This window comes from Streptomyces pseudovenezuelae, from assembly GCF_001513955.1.
Lineage (GTDB): Bacteria > Actinomycetota > Actinomycetes > Streptomycetales > Streptomycetaceae > Streptomyces > Streptomyces pseudovenezuelae.
Map to the genome: position 1 here is coordinate 90,883 of NZ_KQ948145.1, position 22,163 is coordinate 113,045.

Sequence of the window (22,163 nt, forward strand, 5' to 3'; positions counted from 1 at the left end):
TCGGTCGTACGTGTCTTACGCGGCCGCCAGCTTGGCTGCCGAGTCCGCGTCGACGCAGGCCTGGATCACCGCGTCGAGGTCGCCGTCCAGGACCTGGTCCAGGTTGTACGACTTGAAGCCGACGCGGTGGTCCGAGATGCGGTTCTCCGGGAAGTTGTACGTGCGGATCTTCTCGGAGCGGTCGACGGTGCGGACCTGGCTGCGCCGGGCGTCGGCGGCATTGCGCTCCGCCTCCTCCTGCGCCGCCGCGAGCAGCCTGGAGCGCAGGATACGCAAGGCCTGCTCCTTGTTCTGCAGCTGGCTCTTCTCGTTCTGGCAGGAGGCGACGACTCCGGTGGGAATGTGCGTGATGCGCACGGCGGAGTCGGTCGTGTTGACGGACTGCCCGCCGGGCCCGGAGGAGCGGTAGACGTCGATGCGGAGGTCGTTGGGGTTGATCTCGACGTCGACCTCCTCGGCCTCGGGCGTGACCAGCACACCGGCCGCGGAGGTGTGGATACGGCCCTGGGACTCGGTGGCCGGGACGCGCTGCACCCGGTGCACCCCGCCCTCGTACTTCATCCGCGCCCAGACGCCCTGCCCGGGCTCGGTGGCACCGTTGCCGCCCTTGGTCTTCACGGCGACCTGGACGTCCTTGTAGCCACCCAGTTCGGACTCGGTGGCGTCGATGATCTCGGTCTTCCAGCCGACGCGCTCGGCGTACCGCAGATACATGCGCAGCAGGTCACCCGCGAACAGCGCCGACTCGTCACCGCCGGCACCGGCCTTGATCTCCAAGATGACGTCCTTGTCGTCGCTGGGGTCACGCGGGACCAGGAGCAGCCGCAGCTTCTCCGTGAGCTCGTCGCGGGCCTTCTCCAGCTCCTTGACCTCGGCGGCGAACTCCGGGTCGTCGGCACCGAGTTCGCGCGCGGTCTCGATGTCGTCGCCGGTCTGCTTCCAGGAGCGGTACGTGGCGACGATCGGGGTGAGCTCGGCGTAGCGCTTGTTCAGCTTGCGCGCGTTGGCCTGGTCGGAGTGGACCGACGGGTCGGCGAGCTTCGTCTCCAGGTCGGCGTGCTCACCGACGAGTTCCTCGACGGCCTCGAACATCTTGGGCTCCTGAACTGCGTAAGAAAGAGGGCGGGCGGGCGACCAAAAACGCCGGTCCCGGCGCACTCCGAGGAGTGCGGCGTGGACCGGCGCTGGTGGCTCGCTACTTCTTGGCAGCAGCCTTGCCGAAGCGGGCCTCGAAGCGGGCCACACGGCCACCGGTGTCGAGGATCTTCTGCTTGCCCGTGTAGAACGGGTGGCACTCGGAGCAGACCTCGGCACGGACGGTGCCGCTGGAGATCGTGCTGCGGGTGGTGAACGACGCGCCACAGGTGCAGCTGACCTGCGTCTCGACGTACTCGGGGTGGATGTCGCGCTTCAAGGTGTCTCCTAGTTTCGGGAGGGCACCGGGTCGCCATCGCGGGCTGCGGGGGCGTGAACCGGGGCCGACGTACCAGTCTGCCAGCACTGGCCGCATCCCCCAAAACGAGGGGACGCCGCGATCTATTCCCAGCCCCCGGCGGGCGGCCCGCTAGGAGGTGACGACGCCCTTGGCCTGGCCCGTCGCGGTGCCTTCGGTGGCCGACTTCGGGATCGCCCGGTCATTCTCCAGGGCCGTCCAGATCTGCTTGGCCTTGGTCTCCTGCACGATCACACGGTTGGGGTTCGCCGGGTCGTAGCGGACCGGCATGGTGACCATGGTCATGTCCGAGGGGCTGATGCCCTTGAGGCCGCCCGCGAAGGAGACCAGGGAGTTGACCGAGCCGAGGTGGGAGTCGGTGGTGACGGCCTTGGTGGCGGTGTCGGCGAGGTCGTACAGCTTCTTGGGGCTGGTCAGCACGCCGACGCTCTTGACCTGCTTGACCAGCGCCTTGATGAAGGCCTGCTGGAGCTGGATACGGCCGAGGTCGGAGCCGTCGCCGACGCCGTGCCGGGTGCGGACGAGACCGAGGGCCTGGGCGCCGGTGAGCTCGTGCGTGCCGGCCTTGAGGTCGAGGTGGCTGTCGGGGTCCTTGATGGCCTTGGTCGTGGTGACCGTGACCCCGCCGAGCTCGTCGACCAGCTTCTCGAAGCCGCTGAAGTCGACCTCCAGGTAGTGGTCCATGCGGATGTCGGTCATGGACTCGACCGTCTTCACCGCGCAGGCCGCCCCGCCGGTGGTGTACGCGGAGTTGAACATGACGTCCGAGGCGGCGTCGTGCTCCTTGCCGTCGGTGTCGGTGCACTCCGGGCGGTCGATCAGGGTGTCGCGGGGGATGGAGACCACGGTGGCCTTCTTGTGGCCCTCGTACACGTGGATGATCATCGCGGTGTCGGAGCGGGCGCTGCCGTCGTCGGTGCCGCCGCCGAGCTTCTTGTTGGAGCCGGAGCGGGTGTCCGAACCCAGGACGAGGATGTTCTCGGAGCCGTTGTCGACCTTCGTGGGCCGGGCGCTGCCGAGGGCCTGGTCGATGTCGACGCTCTTGAGGTTGCCGTTGAGCTTGAAGTACACGTAACCGGCCCCGGTGCCGCCCACCACGACGATCCCCGCGGCGACCCACGCCGCGACCAGCAGGCCCTTGCGGCCCTTGCTGCGGGGTTTGCGGCGGCGTCCCTTGCCCCTCGGTATGCCAGGGGTCGGCGTGCTCTCGGCTGACATGTGCTCCTCGAATCTCGTCCGGTCGGTTACCCCCTGCTTTCAGGGTCAGACGTGGTCGTGGAAGACCCGTACCGCACCATCGTCGCTCCGCCTGGTCAGATGGCGAAACTCGAGAAAGGGTTGCACAACGTGCTGTGACCACCACGTGTAGCAGTGGTCACAGCACGTGACAGGAGAAGCCGGGCGTGCCCCTGCTCACCAGCAGTTTCAGCCAAAGATGTCGTACTGCTGGAACCCGGTCCCCACGCTGGTCCTTGTGGCAAAGATCTCGCTGGTCGCCTTGCCGGTGCCCTTGTACAGGTAGAGCGTGCCGCCCGGGGTGCGGGCCAGCAGGTCGGCCCTGCCGTCGCCGGTGATGTCACCGACGGCGTCGAAGGCGTTGTAGCCGCTCCAGTTCGTGCGCACCTTGACGCGGGCCGCGAAGACGCCCGTGCCGGACGTGCCGGTGCCCTTGTACAGGTAGAGGTCGCCGGTGCTCTTGTTGCGGGCCAGCACGTCCGCCTTGCCGTCGCCGGTGAAGTCGCCGTGGCCGAGCAGCTGGTTGTACTGGCTCCAGCCGCCACCGACCCTGACCCGGGCCGAGAAGCTGCCGTCGCCCTTGCCCGGGTAGATCCACAGGACGCCCGCGGAGTCCACGGAGAGCAGGTCGGGCTTGTAGTCGCCGGTCACGTCGCCGGGGGTGACGATCCGGGTGCGGGTCCGCCAGTCGGTGAAGACCTTCTTCGGGGCGGCCCAGGCACCGCCGGTGGACGACGGGACGAACCGCAGCCAGTACACGTCACCGGTGGCGGAGACGCGGTAGAGCAGGTCCTGGAAGCCGTCCCGGTTCAGGTCGGTCTGCCGGACGAGGTTCACACCGTTCCAGTCGCCCCAGGACTGCCGGGCGGCGAAGGTCGTGCCCTTGGAGTCCTGCTCGTAGCCGACCTTGGTGGAGGACTTGCGCATCCACAGGTCGGCCTTGTGGTCGAAGCTCAGGTTGGTGTCGTCGACGCGCGGGTAGGCGGCGCCGACGTACTTGCTGACCTTGGTGAAGACGCTGTAGGCGCCCTTGGCGACGCAGTCCGTCACGTTCCAGGAGACGACGCCGACGATCCGCCCGTTCACCACGAGGGGGCCGCCGGAGTCACCGCTGCAGATGGCGGTCGTACCGGCGTCGCTGCCGCTGGCGGCCGGGCCCGCGCAGGTCATGTGCCCCTTGATGAACCAGGAGCCGTAGGCCGCGGCACAGGTCGTGTCCGACTTGATGGGCAGCGTGGCCGTCTTCAGCGTCGGGGAGATGTCGTCGCTGGTGGAGCTGGTGCGGCCCCAGCCGTAGACCTTGGCGGTCTTGGCACCGGTCGTGGCGGGGTCGTACGAGGCGGTGTCGGTGGCCGTCGTCATGCGGATCGGGGTGGCCTTGACGGGAGCCGCCAGGGTCAGGACCGCGATGTCGTTGTCGATGGTGTCCGCGTTGTACGACGGGTGGTACCACTGCCGCAGGATGGCCGTGGCGGTTCCGCCGTGCAGGTCGCCGTCCTCGGAGGGCAGCTGCGTGGCCCCCGTCACCACGGCACCGCCCTTGGCCCAGTCGGCGCCCTTGACGCAGTGCGCGGCGGTGAGGATCTTCGTCGGCGCGACGACCGCGCCGCCGCAGAAGAACCCGGTGTCGTCGCTGGTGTCCGTGGTCCCCTGGTCGTCGGTGTACCAGAGCTGGGCCATCCACGGGGCCGAGGTGATGGTGGTCGTCGTGCCACCGATGATCATCGGCGAGACGGTGGAGTCGACCTTGCCACCGCTCATCGGCGACCGGGTCATCGTCCCGGAGGTGTCCTCCGCCGCGATGGCACCGGCGATCCGCTGCTCCAGTTCGGCCTGCGACGGCGTGGACACGGTGGCGGCGGCCGGGACCGGCGCCTGCGGCTCGGGCGCGGCGGTGGCGGCGTTCGCCGACGTGGCCAGCAGTGCGGCGGCCACGGCGACGGGCAGAGCGATCCACGCACGCCGTCTGTGCCGGCCGGCGTCTCCGGACATGGGTATACCCATGCAAGTCCCCCCAAGGGATCAGAAGTTCAGAGATCGAAAATTCGACCGAAGAGCGTGATCCTAAACCAAAGAGGGCCGCCCCCCGAGAACGGGGGCGGCCCTCTTTCCGAACGTTTGACGTCAGTCGCCGTTGCCCGGCGTCGGCGTCGTCTTCTGGATCTGCATCAGGAACTCGGCGTTCGACTTCGTCTGCTTCATCTTGTCGAGAAGCAGCTCGACCGCCTGCTGCTGGTCGAGGGCGTGCAGCACCCGGCGCAGCTTCCAGACGATCCCGAGCTCGTCGGGGGCGAGCAGGATCTCTTCCTTACGGGTACCGGACGCGTCCACGTCCACCGCCGGGAAGATCCGCTTGTCGGCGAGCTTGCGGTCGAGCTTGAGCTCGGCGTTGCCGGTGCCCTTGAACTCCTCGAAGATGACCTCGTCCATGCGGGACCCGGTGTCCACCAGGGCGGTGGCGAGGATGGTCAGCGAGCCGCCGTCCTCGATGTTGCGGGCCGCACCGAAGAAGCGCTTCGGCGGGTACAGGGCGGTCGAGTCGACACCACCGGACAGGATGCGGCCGGAGGCGGGCGCGGCGAGGTTGTACGCACGGCCCAGACGCGTGATCGAGTCGAGCAGCACGACCACGTCGTGACCCAGCTCCACCAGCCGCTTGGCACGCTCGATGGCGAGCTCGGCGACCGTGGTGTGGTCCTCGGCCGGGCGGTCGAAGGTCGAGGAGATGACCTCGCCCTTCACCGACCGCTGCATGTCGGTGACCTCTTCCGGACGCTCGTCGACCAGGACGACCATCAGGTGGCACTCGGGGTTGTTGTGCGTGATCGCGTTGGCGATCGCCTGCATGATCATGGTCTTGCCGGTCTTCGGCGGGGCCACGATCAGACCGCGCTGGCCCTTGCCGATCGGCGCGACGAGGTCGATGATGCGGGTGGTCAGGACGCCGGGGTCGGTCTCCAGACGGAGGCGGTCCTGCGGGTACAGCGGCGTCAGCTTGTTGAACTCCGGGCGGCCACGGCCGTGTTCGGGCGCCATGCCGTTGACGGAGTCCAGCCGGACCAGCGCGTTGAACTTCTCGCGCCGCTCGCCTTCCTTGGGCTGACGGACCGCACCGGTGATGTGGTCGCCCTTGCGCAGGCCGTTCTTGCGGACCTGGGCCAGGGAGACGTACACGTCGTTGGGGCCCGGCAGGTAGCCCGACGTCCGGATGAAGGCGTAGTTGTCGAGGATGTCCAGGATGCCCGCGACCGGGATCAGGACGTCGTCCTCGTTGATCTGCGGCTCGGGGCCGCCCATCTCGTCACGGCCACGACGCCCACGGCGGTCCCGGTAACGACCGCGCCGGCCGCGGCGGCCGCCCTCGAAGTCGTCGTCGTCCTGGGGGCCGTTGTCGCGCTGCTGACGGTCCTGGCGGTCCTGGCGGCCGCCGCCCTGCTGCTGGTTCTGCTGCTGGCGCTGACCGCCCTGGCCCTGCTGGTCGTCGCTCTTGCGACGCTCACCGCGGTCCCCGCGGTCGCCACGCTCTCCGCGGTCACGGCCGCGGTCACGCTCGCGGCGGTCGCGCCGGCCACGGCCCTCGCCGTCACCGGCGTCGCCCTGCGGCTGCTGCGCCGGGGTCTCGGCCTTGGCCTCGTTCCTCGCCTCGGCCACGACGGTCTCGGGGCTGCCCGCGGGGGCGCCCGCCTCGGCGGTGGCACGGCGGCGACGGCGCTCGGCGGGAGCGTCGTCCCCCGCGCGCTCGGCGGCCGGCTGGCCGGGAATCTCGATCTGCTGCTGGGCCACGGCCTTCTCGGCGGGGGCCTCGGCCTTCGCCTCCGCCTTCTTCTCGGCGGCCTCGCCGGTGCGGGCCTTGGAGGTGGCGCGGCGCTTCGGCTTGGTCTCGGCGTCGCCCGCGGCAGTCGCGGCCTTGGGAGCCGCGGCACCTCCGCCGGCCTGCGCCTCCTTGATGACCTCGATCAGCTGGCTCTTGCGCATACGCGCGGTGCCCTTGATACCGAGGCCGGATGCGACCTGCTGCAGCTCGGCCAGCACCATGCCGTCGAGGCCGGTACCGCGGCGCCGCCGGGAGCCGGCACCGGTGGCAGGCGCGGAGGCGTCCGTGGAGGGCGCGGCAGCGGTCTCCTCGACACGTGCGCCCATCAGATCGGTGGTGTCGCTCACGAAGGGTCCTTCCCTGGAGCGGACGTCGGCCTGTCTGGCTCGGCGACCGTTTGTGCTGTCCGACGGCGGTCCCATCCTTGTGGACCGTGCCGGGGCGGTGGTCCGCCTAAGCGGCGGAGGAATGTGGTGACGGCGCTTCCGAGAGCCGTGGCACTGAGTGTCCGTGTCACTTTGGCTTGGTCGCACCGGTTCCGGAGCGTGCCCGGCAAGTCGCTCAGTGCCCGCGTACGAGGTACTGCCCATGTACGTCGTACGGAACGCAGTGCGGCTTGGGAGGCTCCCGGAAGAATGTCTGTCCCGGACGGGGACGTGAAGCACCTCGCCATGGTGGGGTCGGGTGCAGACTTGAGATTAACACTACCGGATCCAACAAACATTCCCCCTCTCGAAATCCGGCACACGCCGGATCTCACATGTCACTGGCGGCCGCGAGCGGGAGCACACAGGCCCCCTGGGCGTCGAGGTCCAGCCGGTTGGCGGCCCAGCCCTCGCCCGCCAGATGGGCCACCTTGTCGGCGCTGTCCGCGTCGACCAGCGCGAGCACGGTGGGCCCCGCCCCTGAGATGACTGCCGGGACTCCGTCGGCCCGCAGCCGCTCCACCAGTGCGGCGCTCTCCGGCATGGCGGGAGCGCGGTACTCCTGGTGGAGACGGTCCTCGGTGGCCGGCAGCAGCAGCTCGGGGCGCCTGGTGAGGGCCTCGACGAGCAGCGCGGCACGGCCGGCGTTGGCGGCGGCGTCGACGTGCGGCACGGTGCGCGGGAGCAGTCCGCGCGCGGTCTCGGTCAGGACGGGCTTCCCGGGCACGAAAACCACCGGAACGATGGAACGGTCGGGCTCCAGCCTGATCGCCCGGGCGGCACCGGCCTCCATCCAGGCGACGGTGAAGCCGCCGAGCAGGCACGGGGCCACGTTGTCGGGGTGGCCCTCGATCTCGGTGGCGAGCTCCAGGAGCGCGGTGTCGTCGAGCCGGGCCTCGCCGCCTATGGTCACGGCGCGCGCGGCGACGATTCCGGCGCAGATGGCGGCCGAGGAGGAGCCGAGGCCCCGACCGTGCGGGATGCGGTTGGCGCAGACGATCTCCAGGCCGCGCGGCTGGCCGCCCAGCAGGTCGAAGGCGGTGCGCAGGGAGCGGACGAGCAGGTGGCTCTCGTCCCGCGGGAGCGTCTCGCTGCCCTCTCCCGCGATGTCGATGTGCAGCCCTGAGTCGGCCACCCGGACCACGACGTCGTCGTAGAGCCCCAGCGAGAGGCCCAGGGCGTCGAAGCCCGGGCCGAGGTTGGCGCTGGTGGCGGGGACGCGCACCCGGACGGCGGCGGCACGGAAGGCGGGACCGGCCATCTCTCGATGACTCTCCTTGAGCTGCGTGATTGTCGAATGACATTCGATGACGTACGAAGACCCTGCTGGCCGCGGAGACGACGTGGCGCCCCGCTGTACGCGAGGGCATATGCAGCGGGCGGGTTCGGTACAGCCTATCGAAGGAAGGTTCTGTGGCGACATAGGGCGCACAGGAGGCGCACGATGCGTGTCGTAAGCCCCCTGTGCACCCCCGGTAGGGAAGGCCCCGCCGTACGCCGGTCAGGGGTGCCGCGCGCTGTTACGCGAGTCCGAGTCGCTCGGCCGCCGTCGCCGCGTCGACCGGGACGGTGACGGGCTGCGGGGCGCCCGCGACGGCCCAGTCGGGGTCCTTGAGGCCGTTGCCGGTGACCGTGCACACGATCTTCTGGCCCGGGTCGACCTTGCCCTGCTCGGCGGCCTTCAGCAGACCGGCCACGGAGGCGGCGGAGGCGGGCTCCACGAAGACACCCTCCTGAGCGGCCAACAGCCGGTAGGCGCGCAGGATCTCACGGTCCGTCACCTCGTCGATGAACCCGCCGGACTCCTCCTTCGCCGCGAGGGCGTACTGCCAGGAGGCGGGGTTGCCGATGCGGATGGCGGTGGCGATGGTCGACGGGTCCTTGACGATCTCGCCGCGCACGATCGGGGCGCTGCCGGAGGCCTGGAAGCCCCACATCCGGGGCGTCTTCGCGGCGATGCCGTCGGCGGCGTACTCCTTGTAGCCCTTCCAGTACGCCGTGATGTTGCCGGCGTTGCCGACCGGCAGGACGTGGATGTCGGGCGCGTCGCCGAGCATGTCGACGATCTCGAAGGCACCGGTCTTCTGGCCCTCGATGCGCACCGGGTTGACCGAATTGACCAGCGCCACCGGGTAGTTGTCGCTCAGCGAGCGGGCCAGGGTGAGGCAGTCGTCGAAGTTTCCGTCGACCTGGAGGATCTTCGCGCCGTGCACGAGGGCCTGGCCCATCTTGCCGAGCGCGATCTTGCCCCGCGGCACCAGCACGGCACAGACCATGCCCGCGCGTACGGCGTAGGCGGCGGCGCTGGCCGAGGTGTTGCCGGTGGAGGCGCAGATGACCGCCTTCGCGCCCTCCTCCTTGGCCCGCGTGATGGCCATGGTCATACCGCGGTCCTTGAAGGACCCGGTGGGGTTGGCGCCCTCCACCTTGAGGTGGACCTCGCACCCGGTGCGCTCGGAGAGCACCTGCGCGGGCACGAGGGGCGTGCCGCCCTCACGGAGCGTCACGACCGGCGTGGTGTCGGAGACGGGCAGCCGGTCCCGGTACTCCTCGATGATTCCGCGCCACTGGTGGGTCATTGCTGGTTACTCTCCTTCAACCCGCATGATGCTGGCGACACCCCGCACGGTGTCGAGCTTGCGCAACGCCTCGACGGTCCCGCCCAGGGCGGCGTCGGACGCGCGGTGCGTGACGACGACGAGGGACGCCTCGCCGTCCTTCCCCTGCTGCCGAACGGTATCGATGGACACCCCGTGCTCGGCGAACACGGTGGCGACCTGGGCGAGAACACCCGGTTTGTCGGCCACGTCCAGGCTGATGTGGTAGCGCGTGACGACCTCGCCCATGCCCGAGACGGTCAGGGCGGCGTACGCGGACTCACCGGGCCCGGTCGTGCCGCTGAGCCGGTTGCGGCAGACGGCGACCAGGTCGCCGAGTACGGCGGAGGCGGTCGGGGCGCCGCCCGCGCCCGGGCCGTAGAACATCAGCTGGCCGGAGGCGTCGGACTCGACGAACACGGCGTTGTAGGCACCGCGGACGGAGGCCAGCGGATGGCTCAGCGGGATCATCGCGGGGTGCACGCGCGCGGTGACGGACCGGCCGTCCTCGGCGCGCTCGCAGATGGCGAGCAGCTTGATGGTGCAGCCCATCTCCTTCGCGGAGGCGAAGTCGGCGGCGGTGACTTCGGTCATGCCCTCGCGGTAGACGTCGTCGAGCCGCACGCGCGTGTGGAAGGCGATCCCGGCGAGGATGGCGGCCTTGGCGGCGGCGTCGAAGCCCTCGACGTCGGCGGTCGGGTCGGCCTCCGCGTATCCGAGGGCGGTGGCCTCGTCGAGGGCCTCCTGGTAACCGGCCCCCGTGGAGTCCATCTTGTCGAGGATGAAGTTGGTGGTGCCGTTGACGATCCCGAGCACCCGGTTGACCTTGTCGCCGGCGAGGGACTCGCGCAGCGGACGGATCAGCGGGATGGCACCGGCGACGGCGGCCTCGTAGTAGAGGTCCTTGCCGTGCTGCCCGGCCACCGCGTGCAGGGCGGCGCCGTCCTGGGCGAGGAGCGCCTTGTTGGCGGAGACGACGGAGGCGCCGTGCTCGAAGGCGGTGGTGATGAGGGAACGAGCGGGCTCGATGCCCCCGATGACCTCCACCACGACGTCGATGTCCCCGCGTTTGACGAGGGCGGTGGCGTCGGTGGTGACGAGTTCCTGCGGGATGCCCTCACGGGCCTTGGAGGGACGCCGAACCGCGACCCCCGCGAGCTCCACGGGGGCCCCGATACGGGCGGCGAGGTCGTCGGCGTGCGTCGTCATGATGCGCGCCACCTCTGAGCCGACCACTCCACAGCCCAGCAGCGCCACCTTCAGCGGACGCGTACGCATCATCCGACCTCGTTTCCTCATACCGTCTACGGTGGAACCAGTCTCACTCACCGGACGGGAGTTTCTGCCTCTCGTCCGGATTATGAGACATCTATTTCATTTGTCCGGGGGCGGAAGACCGTAGATCTTCCGTTCCTGGTAGATCTTCCGTTCCTGGCCCGCGGCGGGTTCGTCCGCGGAGGTTTGTCCGCGGAGGTTTATCCGACGTCGAGCCGCAGAAGGTCCTCCTCGGTCTCCCGGCGGACGATGACGCGGGACTCACCGTCATGGACGGCGACGACCGGCGGGCGCAGCACGTGGTTGTAGTTGCTCGCCATGGAACGGCAGTAGGCGCCCGTCGCCGGTACGGCGATGAGGTCACCCGGTGCCAGGTCGGCCGGCAGGAACGCGTCCTTGACCACGATGTCCCCGCTCTCGCAGTGCTTGCCGACGACCCGGGCGAGCATGGGCGCGGCGTCACTGGTCCTGGACACGAGGGCGACGGTGTACTCGGCGTCGTAGAGCGCGGTGCGGATGTTGTCCGACATCCCGCCGTCGACGGAGACGTAGGTGCGCAGCCCGTCGAGGGGCTTGATGGTGCCGACCTCGTAGAGCGTGAAGGCGGTGGGGCCCACGATGGCGCGCCCGGGCTCGACGGAGATACGGGGCGTGCGCAGCTTGGCGGCCTCGCACTCACGGGTGACGATCTCGGTGAGCGCCTTGGCGATCTCGTGCGGCTCGCGGGGATCGTCGTCGCTGGTGTACGCGATCCCGAGGCCACCCCCGAGGTCGATCTCGGGAAGCTCGACACCGTGCTCGTCTCGGACGTCCTTGAGCAGCCCGACCACGCGGTGCGCAGCGACCTCGAAGCCCGACATGTCGAAGATCTGCGAGCCGATGTGCGAGTGGATGCCGATGAGCTCGATCCCGTCGAGCTTCAGCGCCCGCCGCACGGCCTCGGCGGCCTGTCCGCCGGCCAGCGGGATGCCGAACTTCTGGTCCTCGTGGGCGGTGGCGATGAACTCGTGGGTGTGCGCCTCGACGCCGACGGTGATACGGATCTGGACCCGTTGCCGCTTCCCCAGGCTCTGCGCGATGTGCGCGACCCGGACGATCTCCTGGAACGAGTCGAGGACGATCCGCCCCACCCCGCTCTCGATGGCCCTGGTGATCTCTTCCGTCGACTTGTTGTTGCCGTGGAAGGCGATGCGGTCGGCGGGCATGCCGGCGGACAGGGCGGTGGCGAGTTCACCCCCGGAGCAGACGTCCAGGTTGAGCCCTTCCTCGTGCAGCCAACGCACGACGGCTCGCGACAGGAACGCCTTGCCGGCGTAGAAGACGTCGGCGTCGGTCCCGAACGCACTGCGCCACGCCCGCGCCCGCGCCCGGAAGTCGGCCTCGTCGACGACATAGGCGGGGGTGCCGTGCTGCTCGGCGAGTTGCGTCGCGGTGATACCGCCCACGGTGAGGACGCCGTCCTCGTCGCGGGTGACCGTCTGGGCCCAGACCTTGGGGTCGAGGGTGTTGAGGTCGGCGGGCGGGGCGGAGTAGTGGCCCTCGGGAAGGACGTCGGCGTGCCGGGGCCCGGCGGGATGTGCGGAACGGCTCATCTTCTTGACTGGCTCTCTAGAGGTGTTCGGGTGCGTCGATGCCGAGCAGGGACAGGCCACCGGCCAGCACCGCCCCGGCGGCTTCGGCGAGCGCGAGCCGGGCACGGTGGGCGGCCGAGGGTTTCTCCGCACCACGCGGAAGGACGACGGCGAGAAAGGGGAGAACGGCATCGGCGACGATGACGAGATGACGGGCCAGACGATCGGGGGCGTGGTGCGCGGCGGCGGCCCGGAGAACACGGGGGTGATCGGCGAGGACGTTCCGCAGGAGGGTCACGTCGGGTACGACGGTTTCCGGTACGGAGGTCTCCCGCGCTGCCGTTTCGATGTCGGTGTCGCTGCCGATGTCGGTGTCGCTGCCGATGTCGATGTCGGTGTCGCCCCGTGGGTGCACGTCCCCGGGCTCGGCGTGGAAGCCCAGGTCGGCGGCGTTGCGGGTAAGAGCCCGGGTGCGGGCGTGGGCGTAACGGACCCGGAAGAGAGGGTTGCTCTCCCGCTGGACCAGGTGGTCGTCGCTGATGCGGGGCCGGTCGTGAGGAGCGGGATGCAGTAGTGCCCAGCGGGCGGCGTCCCCGCCCAGTCGGGTGAGGCCGGCGGGGCCGACCGGTACGGGCCGTACGTTGACGTCGAGCGGGGCGGGGGCCTCGGAGGTGCCGTACGCGTCGACCTCGACGCCGAGGACGTCCGTCCAGGCCGGCTCCGGGCGAGCGACGCAGCTGGTGCGGACGAGGGCGCCCTGGGAACGGAGGATGCGGGCGACGGCGTCCATCACGACGACGGCGCGGACCTCGTGGGGCGCGTGCAGCTGCACGAGCTGCCCGGTGGGCCGGTCGGCATGGCCGTACCGCCGCCCGAGCCGCAGGATCTCCCGCACGAGGTCGTCACCGCTCCCCCGCAGGCTGATGTTGAGGAACCCGGGCCCGGTGACGACGACGTCACCGATGCCGTCGCTCTGCGCGAGACGCTGCCGGAGAATCTCGGCGACCCGCAGCGGGGGCTGCCCGGCGGGCCGGGCCAGCTGGAGGGCGACGTTGGTGGCGTAGTCACCACACCCACCGGGCCCCGGGGGCATGACGTCCGTCCGCCCCGGCACGACCACGTCCAGCACCCCGTCATCGACAGCACGACGCACCGCGCGCAGCACGGTACGGGAGAGCTCGACGGGGGTCACGGGACAAGCGTATGGGAGGAGGGGGGTGGGAGGGCGAGCGGGTTTGGCGGGGTTCCGGGATGTGGGACGGGGGATGGACAGGTCGGATGGACAGGTCGGATGGACAGGTCGGATGGATAGTGGTGGCGGAACCGGGCCGGCGTGGGAATGGGCTGAGCGGGGCTGGGCTGGGCTGGGCTGGGCTGGGCTGGGCTGGGCTGCAGCATGCGGGACGCGACCCCGGATCTCCCCGGGGGCTGGCACACCGATGTGACTGCGAGGCAGCGTCGATGGGGCTCAGCCGCCGGCGCGACCGGCCCGCTCGGCCTCTCCACCACCGAGTACACCCCCGACGAGACGGCTGTCCTCCTCGCCCGCCCGCCGTCGCTCCCGGCTCTGCTCCATCAACTGCCGTACGAGCCGCACGAGTTCGGCGGGTTCGAAGGGCTTGGCGAGGAACGCGTCGACGCCGGCGTCGAGACCGCTGTCGACCTCGTGCTGAGTGCAGGCACTGACGATGGCGAGGGGAAGGTGAGCGGTCCGGGGGTCGGAACGCAGCTGTGCGGCGGTCCGCAGCCCGTCCAGGCGGGGCATGACCACATCGAGGGTCACGACATCGGGACGCACCTGATGAACGACATCCAGACACTCGACACCATCGGCCGCGGTCACGACCTCGAGACCCTCCAGCTCGAGATTGACCCTGATCAACTGCCGGATGACCTTGTTGTCGTCCACAACAAGCACCCGACCCGACGCGCCTGGCACAACTCGAGAGTAGGTGCGGACCGGCCACCGCGTCCGGGTTTTCCCCACTTCCACCCCGTGCGGGGGACGGACACGGGGTGAGGTCCGCCGGGGGACACGGGGTGACGTCCGCCGAGGGGCTGACGTCCGCCGGGAAACCCGTTCCTGATCACCCCGACGAAGCTGGTAGTGTTCTACCCGTCGCCGCGAGCCACCAACTCCGACCGACACGCCCCCGTAGCTCAGGGGATAGAGCAACGGCCTCCGGAGCCGTGTGCGCAGGTTCGAATCCTGCCGGGGGCACTCGCCACATACTCAGCAAGAACGCGCTGAGCTGGCGAATGCCGACATGAGAGAGCGGGACCCCGTCTCACGGGGTCCCGCTCTTTCTCATTGTCTGCTCAGGGCTCGCGCGTGAAGGACGTGTGGGCCTCACACGACTCCCGGCCGATCTTGCTCGTGGAACCAGAGAGATCGGGACCCGGGCGACAGTAAAGTCTCGAAAGACGCCCGCAGAGGCCCAACACCCCTACAAAATCAACCACATGGACGCTGGGATCGTTGCGCTGCTCGGGGCCGCCATTGGCGTGCTCGGGGCTGCCGTGGGAGCGGGTGGCGCCGTTGGAGCGGCAGCCGTTACGGGACGCCACCAAGCCAAGAATCAACGGACTCAGGCACAGCGCGAGTCCCGCCGCCACGTGTACGCCGACTTCCTTCGCCGCGTTCATGAATATATGGCGACCACGCTAGATACGGTGCCTACTGACCCCGAAGCGCTGAAAGAGACCCTTCACGCAACCATGCGCGAGATCGATCACGCGATAAGCCTGATCGCCATCGAGGGTCCAGAGGCGGTCGTACGCTCTGCCAACAGAATATTTCAGCATCTACGCAGCCATGAGTCTGCCATGGCGGAATGGCTAGCAACGCCAGAGGGTGATCACCACACTTTAGAAGGCATGGAAATAGACATCAATAGATCCATTGCCGACTTCCAAACAAAAGCGCGAGCATCGCTTGACAACATGAATTGAATGCGAGATTGCCCGACGACCAACAGAACACCAACCGGCGCAACCGGAACGGTGATGGGCAAGAACGAGGTATCCATTCTCTCGCACTTTGATCTTCTGGTTTTTCTGCTCCTCGCAATCGTCGATGACGCCCGTGTAGCGGCGACGGATGACTTCTGACGAGTTGCCAGCGCGTCGAGCCACTTCCGCTGGGGAAAGCTTGCACGGAACCAGTTCGTGATGCATGTGGCCCGCAGATGGTACGGCTTCCGAACCAACGGCGAGGACACCTTGTCTGGCGGGAGCGCCAGCGGTCCGGCTTCCTGCATCACCAGCCAGTAGCTGGTGATGCCGAGAAGATCGCCCCGCTCGTTGAGGAAGAGCCGCCCGTCCTTGGCGGTGCCGAACTCCTTCACGCGCGTTCGTAGCATCACCACCAGAACAGGCGGAACCGGGCACGGGCCGATCCATGCCCGGTTCCCGTGATTTCAGTCCCCGCCTGGCATGCCGCTCACCCGAATCGGTCCACTTCTTGCCGGAGATCGAACGGGTCTCCGATAGCGTGAGCGTCCCTCACCCCTTTTCAGGGAGATGGCAGTCAGACAACCGGAGTCCCACCACTTCAGCTGGTTGCATCACCGCGTACAGGATGCAGCCGAAGAACGCAGCCCGATCTGCGCCCTCAGCGCATCCGCGATCACTTGGAAGGCTCCGCGGGCTCGCCTGCGGCACCCACTTGCCCTGTCCGACCTCTCGATTAGGGCCCTGACCTGCACAGACAGGTGGGACAACAGAATCTCAGGGTGTCTCACATGTCCGACCTGCCGGTGGCTGCACCCCGGCGGGTGTTACAGCCACCCAAAGGAACCGTCTGCTGTCGAACTCCGACAGCCAACGCGGAAACCAAGCCACTCCCGGAAGAAAAAGACCACATTCGAGAAAAGCCTCAAATGTTGCTCAAATCAGAGGACTGCTCCCTGATCCCCCGACAAAATCTAGCTCATCAGTGCAACGCCAGAACCAGCTGGGGAGAGCATGAATTCCGGCGTATCGTCAGCCACACTTATCACTGTCTCCGTAATCACAGCAGCCTCATCACTTATAGCAGCCGGCATCACCGCGCTCATTGCCTATCTGATCGCGAAACGGAATTTGACTCATGCAGCCGATATGGCGGCTGCGGACCGCGAGGCGAAGGCTGCTGAGCAGTACCGCATCACGAAGCGCGAAGCCTACGCGGCTTACAGCACTGCGGCCCTTACCACCCTCCGAGACTGCGCCATGGTGAAAGGGGCACTCAAGGCGCCCAGAACCAAGCAAGAATTGGACAGTCGACGCACAACGGCGCGCGACTCTTACAACGCGATGGTGGTCACCCTCGGAATGGTCCGACTAGAAGACTCTGCCGGAGACGTCACAAATAGAGCTACTACCCTTCAGCAAATGATCAGCCTCTATATAGAGTCCATGGCCAAGCACCTGAGGCCGGACGCCACTGCCACGCAGGAGCAGATCACAGAAGTTGAGCAAGCCCGTGTGGCAGCGTCTACAGCCCTCAGCGCCTACGAGCGAGTGGCTCGTGCAGACCTAAGAGATCACGGAGGGTTGTATCTTTCCACCCCAGAGCTGAGATCTTCTCAACGCAGCGTGTGAGCAGCCCTCCGCTGAGAGACCCCTGACGTATGCTCCCCGCAGCCGGGCACGCGGGTTCGATTCCTGCCGGCGCCATCTTGCATGAGGCGCCCAAAGACCCCGCCATCAACGCTTTCACTGAGGACGGGGTCCTAACGTATGTGCAGGCGTGTGCCGCCCGAAGCTGCCGTGAGCAGACCTGCTACTTATCGCCGTCCCAGCCTTGGGCCATGCCGCGAACGGGGAGCATGAGCCTGGCTGAGGAGCCTGTCTTGCTGTCTTCGGTTCGCCACCTGCCGGCAGGCGAATAGACGAGTTGGGGGATCTCGTGGATGTGACCACGCTTGCCGTCGCGCTCATCAGCGTCGGAGGAACGCTGGGCGGAACGCTGGGAGGGGCAGTGCTCAGCCAGCGCGCCAGCCGGGCCGAGGCGGCGGAACAGAACCAGCGCGCCGAACGTGAGCGAGAGCAAGAGCGCGATGAGCAAGCGCTACAAGCCAAGCGCGATCTCTATGCCCGTCTGAACACCGCAGCTCGTGCTTACCGGGTCGCCGCCCGGGATGCCGTCGAAGCGGCCGAGCGCGGTGAAGGTGCCGACCCAGCGCTCCTCGACGCCGCAAAGGAATCTTGGGCCGACCAGTACTCCCAAGCGCAGATGGCACTGACGAAGGATGTCCTGCAAATAGCCTCGACGCTCAACCGGTCGCTCGGAATTGGGTACCTAGTCGTCAAACAGCTGCCCAGCAGTCCCGTCCTCGGCGAGGCGTACCAACGGGCGAAGATATGGTTCAGCGGCCCGCTGTCCGACGGCGTGTACCTGTTGCGGGTCACGCTGCGACACGACCTCGGCGTCGAGGTCGACCCTCACTTCGAGCAGACCTGTGTGCAGATGCTCGCCGCGCTCGACAGCGCGCGGAACAACCTCGCACGCCTACTCGCGGCAGAACTGGCCCAGGCCGCCGCATCTACTGGCACACAACTCAGAGATCGAAATCAGTCCCGTGCAGATCCGTGACCTCCTGTATTGCCTGAGCAGCAAAGGGCTCCCGGAGTCGTGCGCAGGTTCGAATCCCGCCCGGGGGCACCTTGTATGAGGTGTCCAAAGACCCCGCCACTGGTGCTCGCCAGGTGCGGGGTCTCTTCGTGTGTGTCTGACAGGCGGGATGCGGGCACTTGGCAGGGCCCGCCGGTGGTGCCGACGCTGCTACGTCCCCGTGGAGGCGCCGCTCTGATGTGCGTTCACATAGTCGACCAGCCTCTGTTGAGGCCAAATGCGATTCGCGTAGAAGCCGCCCGCCCTGGTCGCACCTTCGAAGATGCCGAACTGCACCAGGCGGCCGGTGGAGTCCGTGGCCAGGATCGGGGCACCGCTGTCTCCATGGGTGGGATGCCCGACCACACTGGAGAGTTTCATCATCCCCCGCAGCGGGGGCAGGGAGATCGCCGTGTCCCGCACCTTCAGCGTGGCCTCACGCAATTCCTTCGACCAGATGCCCGTACCGGTCGCGGTGTCGTTGATCTGTCCCCACCCGATCACCTTGGCGTTCTTGCCGGTTGACCAGAGGCCCCTGCTTTGGCTGTCGCCCAGCCGCACCGGAGTGATGTCTCGGATGGGGCTGTCGAGGCGCACCAGGAGCGTTGCGCCCTGAGGGAGCGTGGTGTCGCCCTGAAGCTTCTCCGCGACGATCCTTCGCTTCTCGCCGCGATCGCGGTCCGTGTTCAGCAGGCCGAAGGTGATCGAGCCGGCGCCGCTGCAATGCCCCGCGGTCAGGGCCAGGTCGGGCGCCACCAACGAAGCGGTACATGCCGATCCGCTGGCCAGCACGACCCGCCCGACGAACCCGTAAGGGTTCTGGCTCGGTACCCGATCGCCGAACCATCCGCCCGGAACGGGAGAGCCTCCGACGATGGCCTGGGCCGGAGCGCCTCCCGCCATCGACAAACCCAACGCCGCCACAGCGGCAGCGATGACTCGCACCCCTTTATGGAGCACAGCAGACACACCAAAGTAGTTCGATGTCATGAATTCCCCCCAATGGAATCATGCTCACAGCTCGCATGAAGCGTTTCGGTCATTCCACATGACGCTGGTCGCTCACCGACGGGATAAATCGTAGTCCTCACACCACATCATTCATCCCTCGGCCTCGAAGAAGCTCGAAATCGAGCCTTGGTGCGCGGATGGCCGTCGATTGCATTCAGGTGCGACCAGGTGCGACCGCTCCTGGTCCATGTCAGGCGAAATGGAATCCAGAATTCGGCCGAGCAGTCCGCCGCCCGGGGGATGGGTCGCACAGACACCCCAGGTTTGGGGTGTCCCCAAAGCGGTCAGGCGCCCCGGATGCACGAGCGACTTCTCACAGCGGCCCCTCAGGAAAGACCCGCACCGCAGCATCCCCCCGAGCGCGATGCCTTCTTCGACAACGCCAAGTACCTGGCGATCGTGCTGGTCGCCGTGGGGCATGCGTGGGAGCCGTTGCGGGACGGGAGTCGGGCCGTGTCCGCGCTGTACCTGCTCGTGTACGCCTTTCACATGCCGGCGTTCATCGTCGTCTCCGGTTACTTCTCGCGGAACTTCGACGCGAGTCCGGGGCGGTTGCGGCGGCTGGTGACCGGGCTCGTCGTGCCGTACGTCGTGTTCGAGACGGCGTACACCTTCTTCACGCGGTGGACGGACGAGGTGCCGGACCGGCCGGTGAGTCTGCTGGACCCGCTGTATCTGACGTGGTTCCTGGTGGCCTTGTTCGTGTGGCGGCTGAGCACGCCCCTGTGGAAGCGGGTACGTCATCCGGTGCCGGTCGCCCTCGTCGTGGCCATGCTCGCGACGCTCACGCCCTCCATCGGGGACGACCTCGACCTGCAGCGGGTCCTGCAGTTCCTGCCGTACTTCGTGCTGGGTCTGTCGCTCAGGCCCGAGCACTTCCGGCTGGTCCGTCGGCGGGCGGTACGGATGGTCGCCGGGCCGGTGTTCGCCGTCGCGCTCGTGGCCGCCTACTGGGTGGTGCCGCGGATGAGCTCGGCGTGGCTCTACCACCGGGACAGCGCGCAGGAGTTGGGCGCGCCCGCCTGGTCGGGGCCGGTGATGACGCTGGTCGCCTTCGGGTGCTCGCTCGTCCTGGTCGGGTGCTTCCTCGCGCTGGTCCCGGGGCGGCGGACCTGGTTCACCGTGCTCGGCGCGGGCACCCTCTACGGCTACCTGCTGCACGGCTTCCTCGTCCAGGGCGCCCGGTTCTGGGGCTGGTACGGACCCGCCTGGATCCACGGGCCGCTCGGCGTCGGCGTGGTCGCCCTCGTCGCCGCCGGCGTCGTGACCGCGCTGTGCACCCCACCGGTCCGGCGGGCCCTGCGGTGCGTGGTGGAACCGGAGCTGCGGTGGGCCTTCCGGCAGGAGGCGGCCCGACCGGTGCGTGCCGGAGGGAAGGCGGCCGCCGGTACGTGAGCGAGGGGTGGCGGCTCGGACGCCGTCCCGTGGGGCCCACGCGGCCCATGCGGGGCGCGCTTCTGCTCGCTTCAGAAGCCCACGGGCTCGCCACGGAGGGTGTCCCCTGCTGCCGACCCGGCACGCCCCGCGGCGAAACGGCCGTTCCGGCGTCGTCTCGTGCCGCGGGGCGCGGGCGCGGCTCTGGTGCGGCTACTTCGACGACCGGTCCGCGACCGACGGGACCGGGCGGGGCCCGGTGGTGGGCTCCGCCGGGGCGGGGCTCGGGACGGGGCTCGGGGCGGTCGAGGGCCGCTCGCTCGGCACCACCGTCGGTACCGGGCGCGGCGCGGTCCCCGGCACGGACGGCACCGGACTCGGCACCGTCGTCGGTGCGGAAGGCACCGGGCTCGGCTCGGACGGTCCCTCGGACGGCACGGGTGACGGCACCGCTGACGGCACCGTCGAGGGTGCCACGGACGGCACCGCCGACGGCGCGGTGGACGGCGCCGATGTCGCCTTCGGCGTGGCGGAGCCGGTCGCGGCGCCCGCGACCGCGGCCCAGCCCGCCACGGCCACGGCGGTTCCCGCGAGGACGCCGATCAGCAGACGGCGGGTGGGTCGGATGCCATGGCGGTTCGTCAAGAGTGCTCCTCGGTGGTCGGGACGTTTGCGTGAGAGGAGTACGGGGCGGCGGCCGGGGCGGGTTGCACGGACCGGTGCGGAAACTTTTCTCGCGGGGCGTGCAACCTCGTGGCGCGTCCCGCCGTACCTCTGAAGGACAGGTGTGACGGGTTCGGCGGAGGGTCGGGGCGGGTGCGGGAAGCAGTCCGGGAGCGGGAGTTCCGGGAGTTCGCCGAGGCCCGGCAGGGGCAGCTCAGACGCAGCGCGTATCTGCTGTGCGGGGACTGGCACCAGGCGCAGGACCTCACCCAGACGACGTTGATGAAGCTGTACGCCTCCTGGGGCCGGATCCGCCGCGACGGCAACGTCGAGGCCTACGCCCGTACGATCCTCACCCGCGCCTTCATCGACCAGTACCGCAAACGGAGTTGGCGGGAGGAGCCGACGGAGGAGGTGCCGGAGCCGGGGTCCGCCGAGCCTCCGGACACGCCCGAGCTGCGGCTGGTGATGCAGGCCGCGCTGATGGAACTGCCGCCCCGCTACCGGGCGGTCCTGGTACTGCGGTTCTGGGAGGACTGGAGTGTGGAGCAGACCGCCGAGGCGCTGCGCGTGACCCCGGGCACGGTCAAGAGCCAGAGCGCCCGCGGGCTCGTCCGGCTGCGCGGGCTCGTCGAGGGCCTGGCGGGCGAGACGAGCGGGAGGTGAGGCGGGAGATGTACGACGTGGACGAGTACGGGGAGGGTGCCCGCGTGCGGAGTGCCTTCGAGGCCGTCCTCGACGGCTCGCGGGAGCCGGCCCTGCCCAGCGTCACCGACGCGGCCGTCGCCGGCGGCCGGCGGATCCGGCGCCGTCGTACGGCGGTCTCGGGCGCCGTGGGAGTGCTGGTGGCCGCCGTCCTCACGGCCGGGGTCGTGGCCGCCCTGCCCGGCGCGGAAGCCGGCCGCTCCTCGGTGCCGCTGGCCCCGCCGGGCAGTCACTCGCCCACCGGCACCGGCCCGGTGCCGCCGTCGGCCGCCCCCTCCGAACCGTCGGTCGTGCCCACGCCGAGGCCCGCTACCTCCGGGATCTCCACGGGCGACGCGCCCCTGTCCTCGCCCGCGCCGTGACGGCCGGCGGGCCCGGGTGGTGGGGAAGGGCCGGGGTACCCGTACAGCCGTGTGACAAGATGCTTCGGTCATGCCCCACCA

The 22,163-nt window shown here is 68.9% G+C and carries 19 protein-coding genes and 1 tRNA gene; 7 read left to right on the top strand and 13 right to left on the bottom strand.

What is annotated here, in order from left to right:
• Positions 1-15: 15 nt before the first annotated feature.
• The 11 genes from prfA to AQI94_RS07815 all read right to left on the bottom strand — a co-directional run bounded on the left by prfA (position 16) and on the right by AQI94_RS07815 (position 14,358).
• A complete protein-coding gene (gene prfA / locus AQI94_RS07765; protein WP_031040658.1) occupies positions 16-1,092 on the bottom strand; it encodes a peptide chain release factor 1 in 1,077 nt (358 codons plus the stop codon).
• Between the two features lie 103 nt (positions 1,093-1,195).
• On the bottom strand, positions 1,196-1,414 hold the full coding sequence (rpmE, locus tag AQI94_RS07770; protein WP_020122779.1) for a 50S ribosomal protein L31: 219 nt from the start codon (positions 1,412-1,414) through the stop codon (positions 1,196-1,198).
• Positions 1,415-1,564: 150 nt separating this feature from the next.
• Positions 1,565-2,671: an LCP family protein gene (locus AQI94_RS07775; protein ID WP_031040653.1), complete on the bottom strand. Its 1,107-nt coding sequence runs from the start codon at positions 2,669-2,671 to the stop codon at positions 1,565-1,567.
• Between the two features lie 207 nt (positions 2,672-2,878).
• A complete protein-coding gene (locus AQI94_RS07780; protein WP_031040650.1) occupies positions 2,879-4,681 on the bottom strand; it encodes a trypsin-like serine protease in 1,803 nt (600 codons plus the stop codon).
• A gap of 132 nt (positions 4,682-4,813) precedes the next feature.
• Complete coding sequence (rho, locus tag AQI94_RS07785) at positions 4,814-6,850, bottom strand: transcription termination factor Rho (protein WP_062229651.1); 2,037 nt, start codon at positions 6,848-6,850, stop codon at positions 4,814-4,816.
• A gap of 409 nt (positions 6,851-7,259) precedes the next feature.
• A complete protein-coding gene (gene thrB, locus AQI94_RS07790; protein WP_031047223.1) occupies positions 7,260-8,189 on the bottom strand; it encodes a homoserine kinase in 930 nt (309 codons plus the stop codon).
• A 259-nt stretch (positions 8,190-8,448) separates the two neighbouring features.
• A complete protein-coding gene (thrC, locus tag AQI94_RS43890; protein WP_031047226.1) occupies positions 8,449-9,507 on the bottom strand; it encodes a threonine synthase in 1,059 nt (352 codons plus the stop codon).
• Positions 9,508-9,513: 6 nt separating this feature from the next.
• A complete protein-coding gene (locus tag AQI94_RS43895) occupies positions 9,514-10,806 on the bottom strand; it encodes a homoserine dehydrogenase (RefSeq protein WP_031047229.1) in 1,293 nt (430 codons plus the stop codon).
• Between the two features lie 194 nt (positions 10,807-11,000).
• Positions 11,001-12,392 carry a diaminopimelate decarboxylase gene (lysA, locus tag AQI94_RS07805; RefSeq protein WP_031047231.1) on the bottom strand — a complete coding sequence of 464 codons (1,392 nt, stop codon included), beginning with the start codon at positions 12,390-12,392 and terminating at the stop codon, positions 11,001-11,003.
• A gap of 16 nt (positions 12,393-12,408) precedes the next feature.
• On the bottom strand, positions 12,409-13,563 hold the full coding sequence (gene nrtL, locus AQI94_RS07810) for an ArgS-related anticodon-binding protein NrtL (protein WP_031047234.1): 1,155 nt from the start codon (positions 13,561-13,563) through the stop codon (positions 12,409-12,411).
• A 276-nt stretch (positions 13,564-13,839) separates the two neighbouring features.
• Positions 13,840-14,358, bottom strand: a complete 519-nt coding sequence (locus AQI94_RS07815; protein ID WP_078902767.1) for a response regulator — start codon at positions 14,356-14,358, stop codon at positions 13,840-13,842.
• A gap of 162 nt (positions 14,359-14,520) precedes the next feature.
• Between AQI94_RS07815 and AQI94_RS07820 the strand changes: the two genes are divergently transcribed.
• The 4 genes from AQI94_RS07820 to AQI94_RS07825 all read left to right on the top strand — a co-directional run bounded on the left by AQI94_RS07820 (position 14,521) and on the right by AQI94_RS07825 (position 17,949).
• A tRNA-Arg gene (locus tag AQI94_RS07820) sits at positions 14,521-14,592 on the top strand.
• 242 nt (positions 14,593-14,834) lie between these two features.
• On the top strand, positions 14,835-15,323 hold the full coding sequence (locus tag AQI94_RS44540) for a hypothetical protein (protein ID WP_158806266.1): 489 nt from the start codon (positions 14,835-14,837) through the stop codon (positions 15,321-15,323).
• Positions 15,324-16,337: 1,014 nt separating this feature from the next.
• Complete coding sequence (locus tag AQI94_RS44545) at positions 16,338-16,955, top strand: hypothetical protein (protein WP_158806268.1); 618 nt, start codon at positions 16,338-16,340, stop codon at positions 16,953-16,955.
• A gap of 307 nt (positions 16,956-17,262) precedes the next feature.
• Positions 17,263-17,949 (top strand): hypothetical protein, encoded by a 687-nt coding sequence (locus tag AQI94_RS07825; RefSeq protein ID WP_225890163.1) that lies wholly within the window; start codon positions 17,263-17,265, stop codon positions 17,947-17,949.
• 189 nt (positions 17,950-18,138) lie between these two features.
• Here the strand turns inward: AQI94_RS07825 and AQI94_RS07830 are convergent, their stop codons facing one another.
• On the bottom strand, positions 18,139-18,957 hold the full coding sequence (locus AQI94_RS07830) for a trypsin-like serine protease (protein ID WP_078902771.1): 819 nt from the start codon (positions 18,955-18,957) through the stop codon (positions 18,139-18,141).
• Positions 18,958-19,275: 318 nt separating this feature from the next.
• On the opposite strand from AQI94_RS07830, the gene AQI94_RS07835 reads away from it, so the two are divergent.
• Entirely contained in the window at positions 19,276-20,373 is a 1,098-nt protein-coding gene (locus AQI94_RS07835) for an acyltransferase family protein (RefSeq protein WP_037942692.1), read from the top strand.
• 192 nt (positions 20,374-20,565) lie between these two features.
• Here the strand turns inward: AQI94_RS07835 and AQI94_RS42590 are convergent, their stop codons facing one another.
• Complete coding sequence (locus AQI94_RS42590; RefSeq protein ID WP_078902772.1) at positions 20,566-20,997, bottom strand: hypothetical protein; 432 nt, start codon at positions 20,995-20,997, stop codon at positions 20,566-20,568.
• 171 nt (positions 20,998-21,168) lie between these two features.
• Between AQI94_RS42590 and AQI94_RS07845 the strand changes: the two genes are divergently transcribed.
• Both AQI94_RS07845 and AQI94_RS07850 read left to right on the top strand, forming a co-directional pair.
• The gene (locus AQI94_RS07845) at positions 21,169-21,681 is read left to right on the top strand and encodes a SigE family RNA polymerase sigma factor (protein WP_031047251.1); all 513 of its coding nucleotides are present in this window, start codon (positions 21,169-21,171) and stop codon (positions 21,679-21,681) included.
• A gap of 8 nt (positions 21,682-21,689) precedes the next feature.
• Positions 21,690-22,082, top strand: coding sequence for a hypothetical protein (locus AQI94_RS07850; RefSeq protein WP_062229652.1), 393 nt, complete (start codon positions 21,690-21,692; stop codon positions 22,080-22,082).
• Positions 22,083-22,163 lie beyond the last annotated feature (81 nt).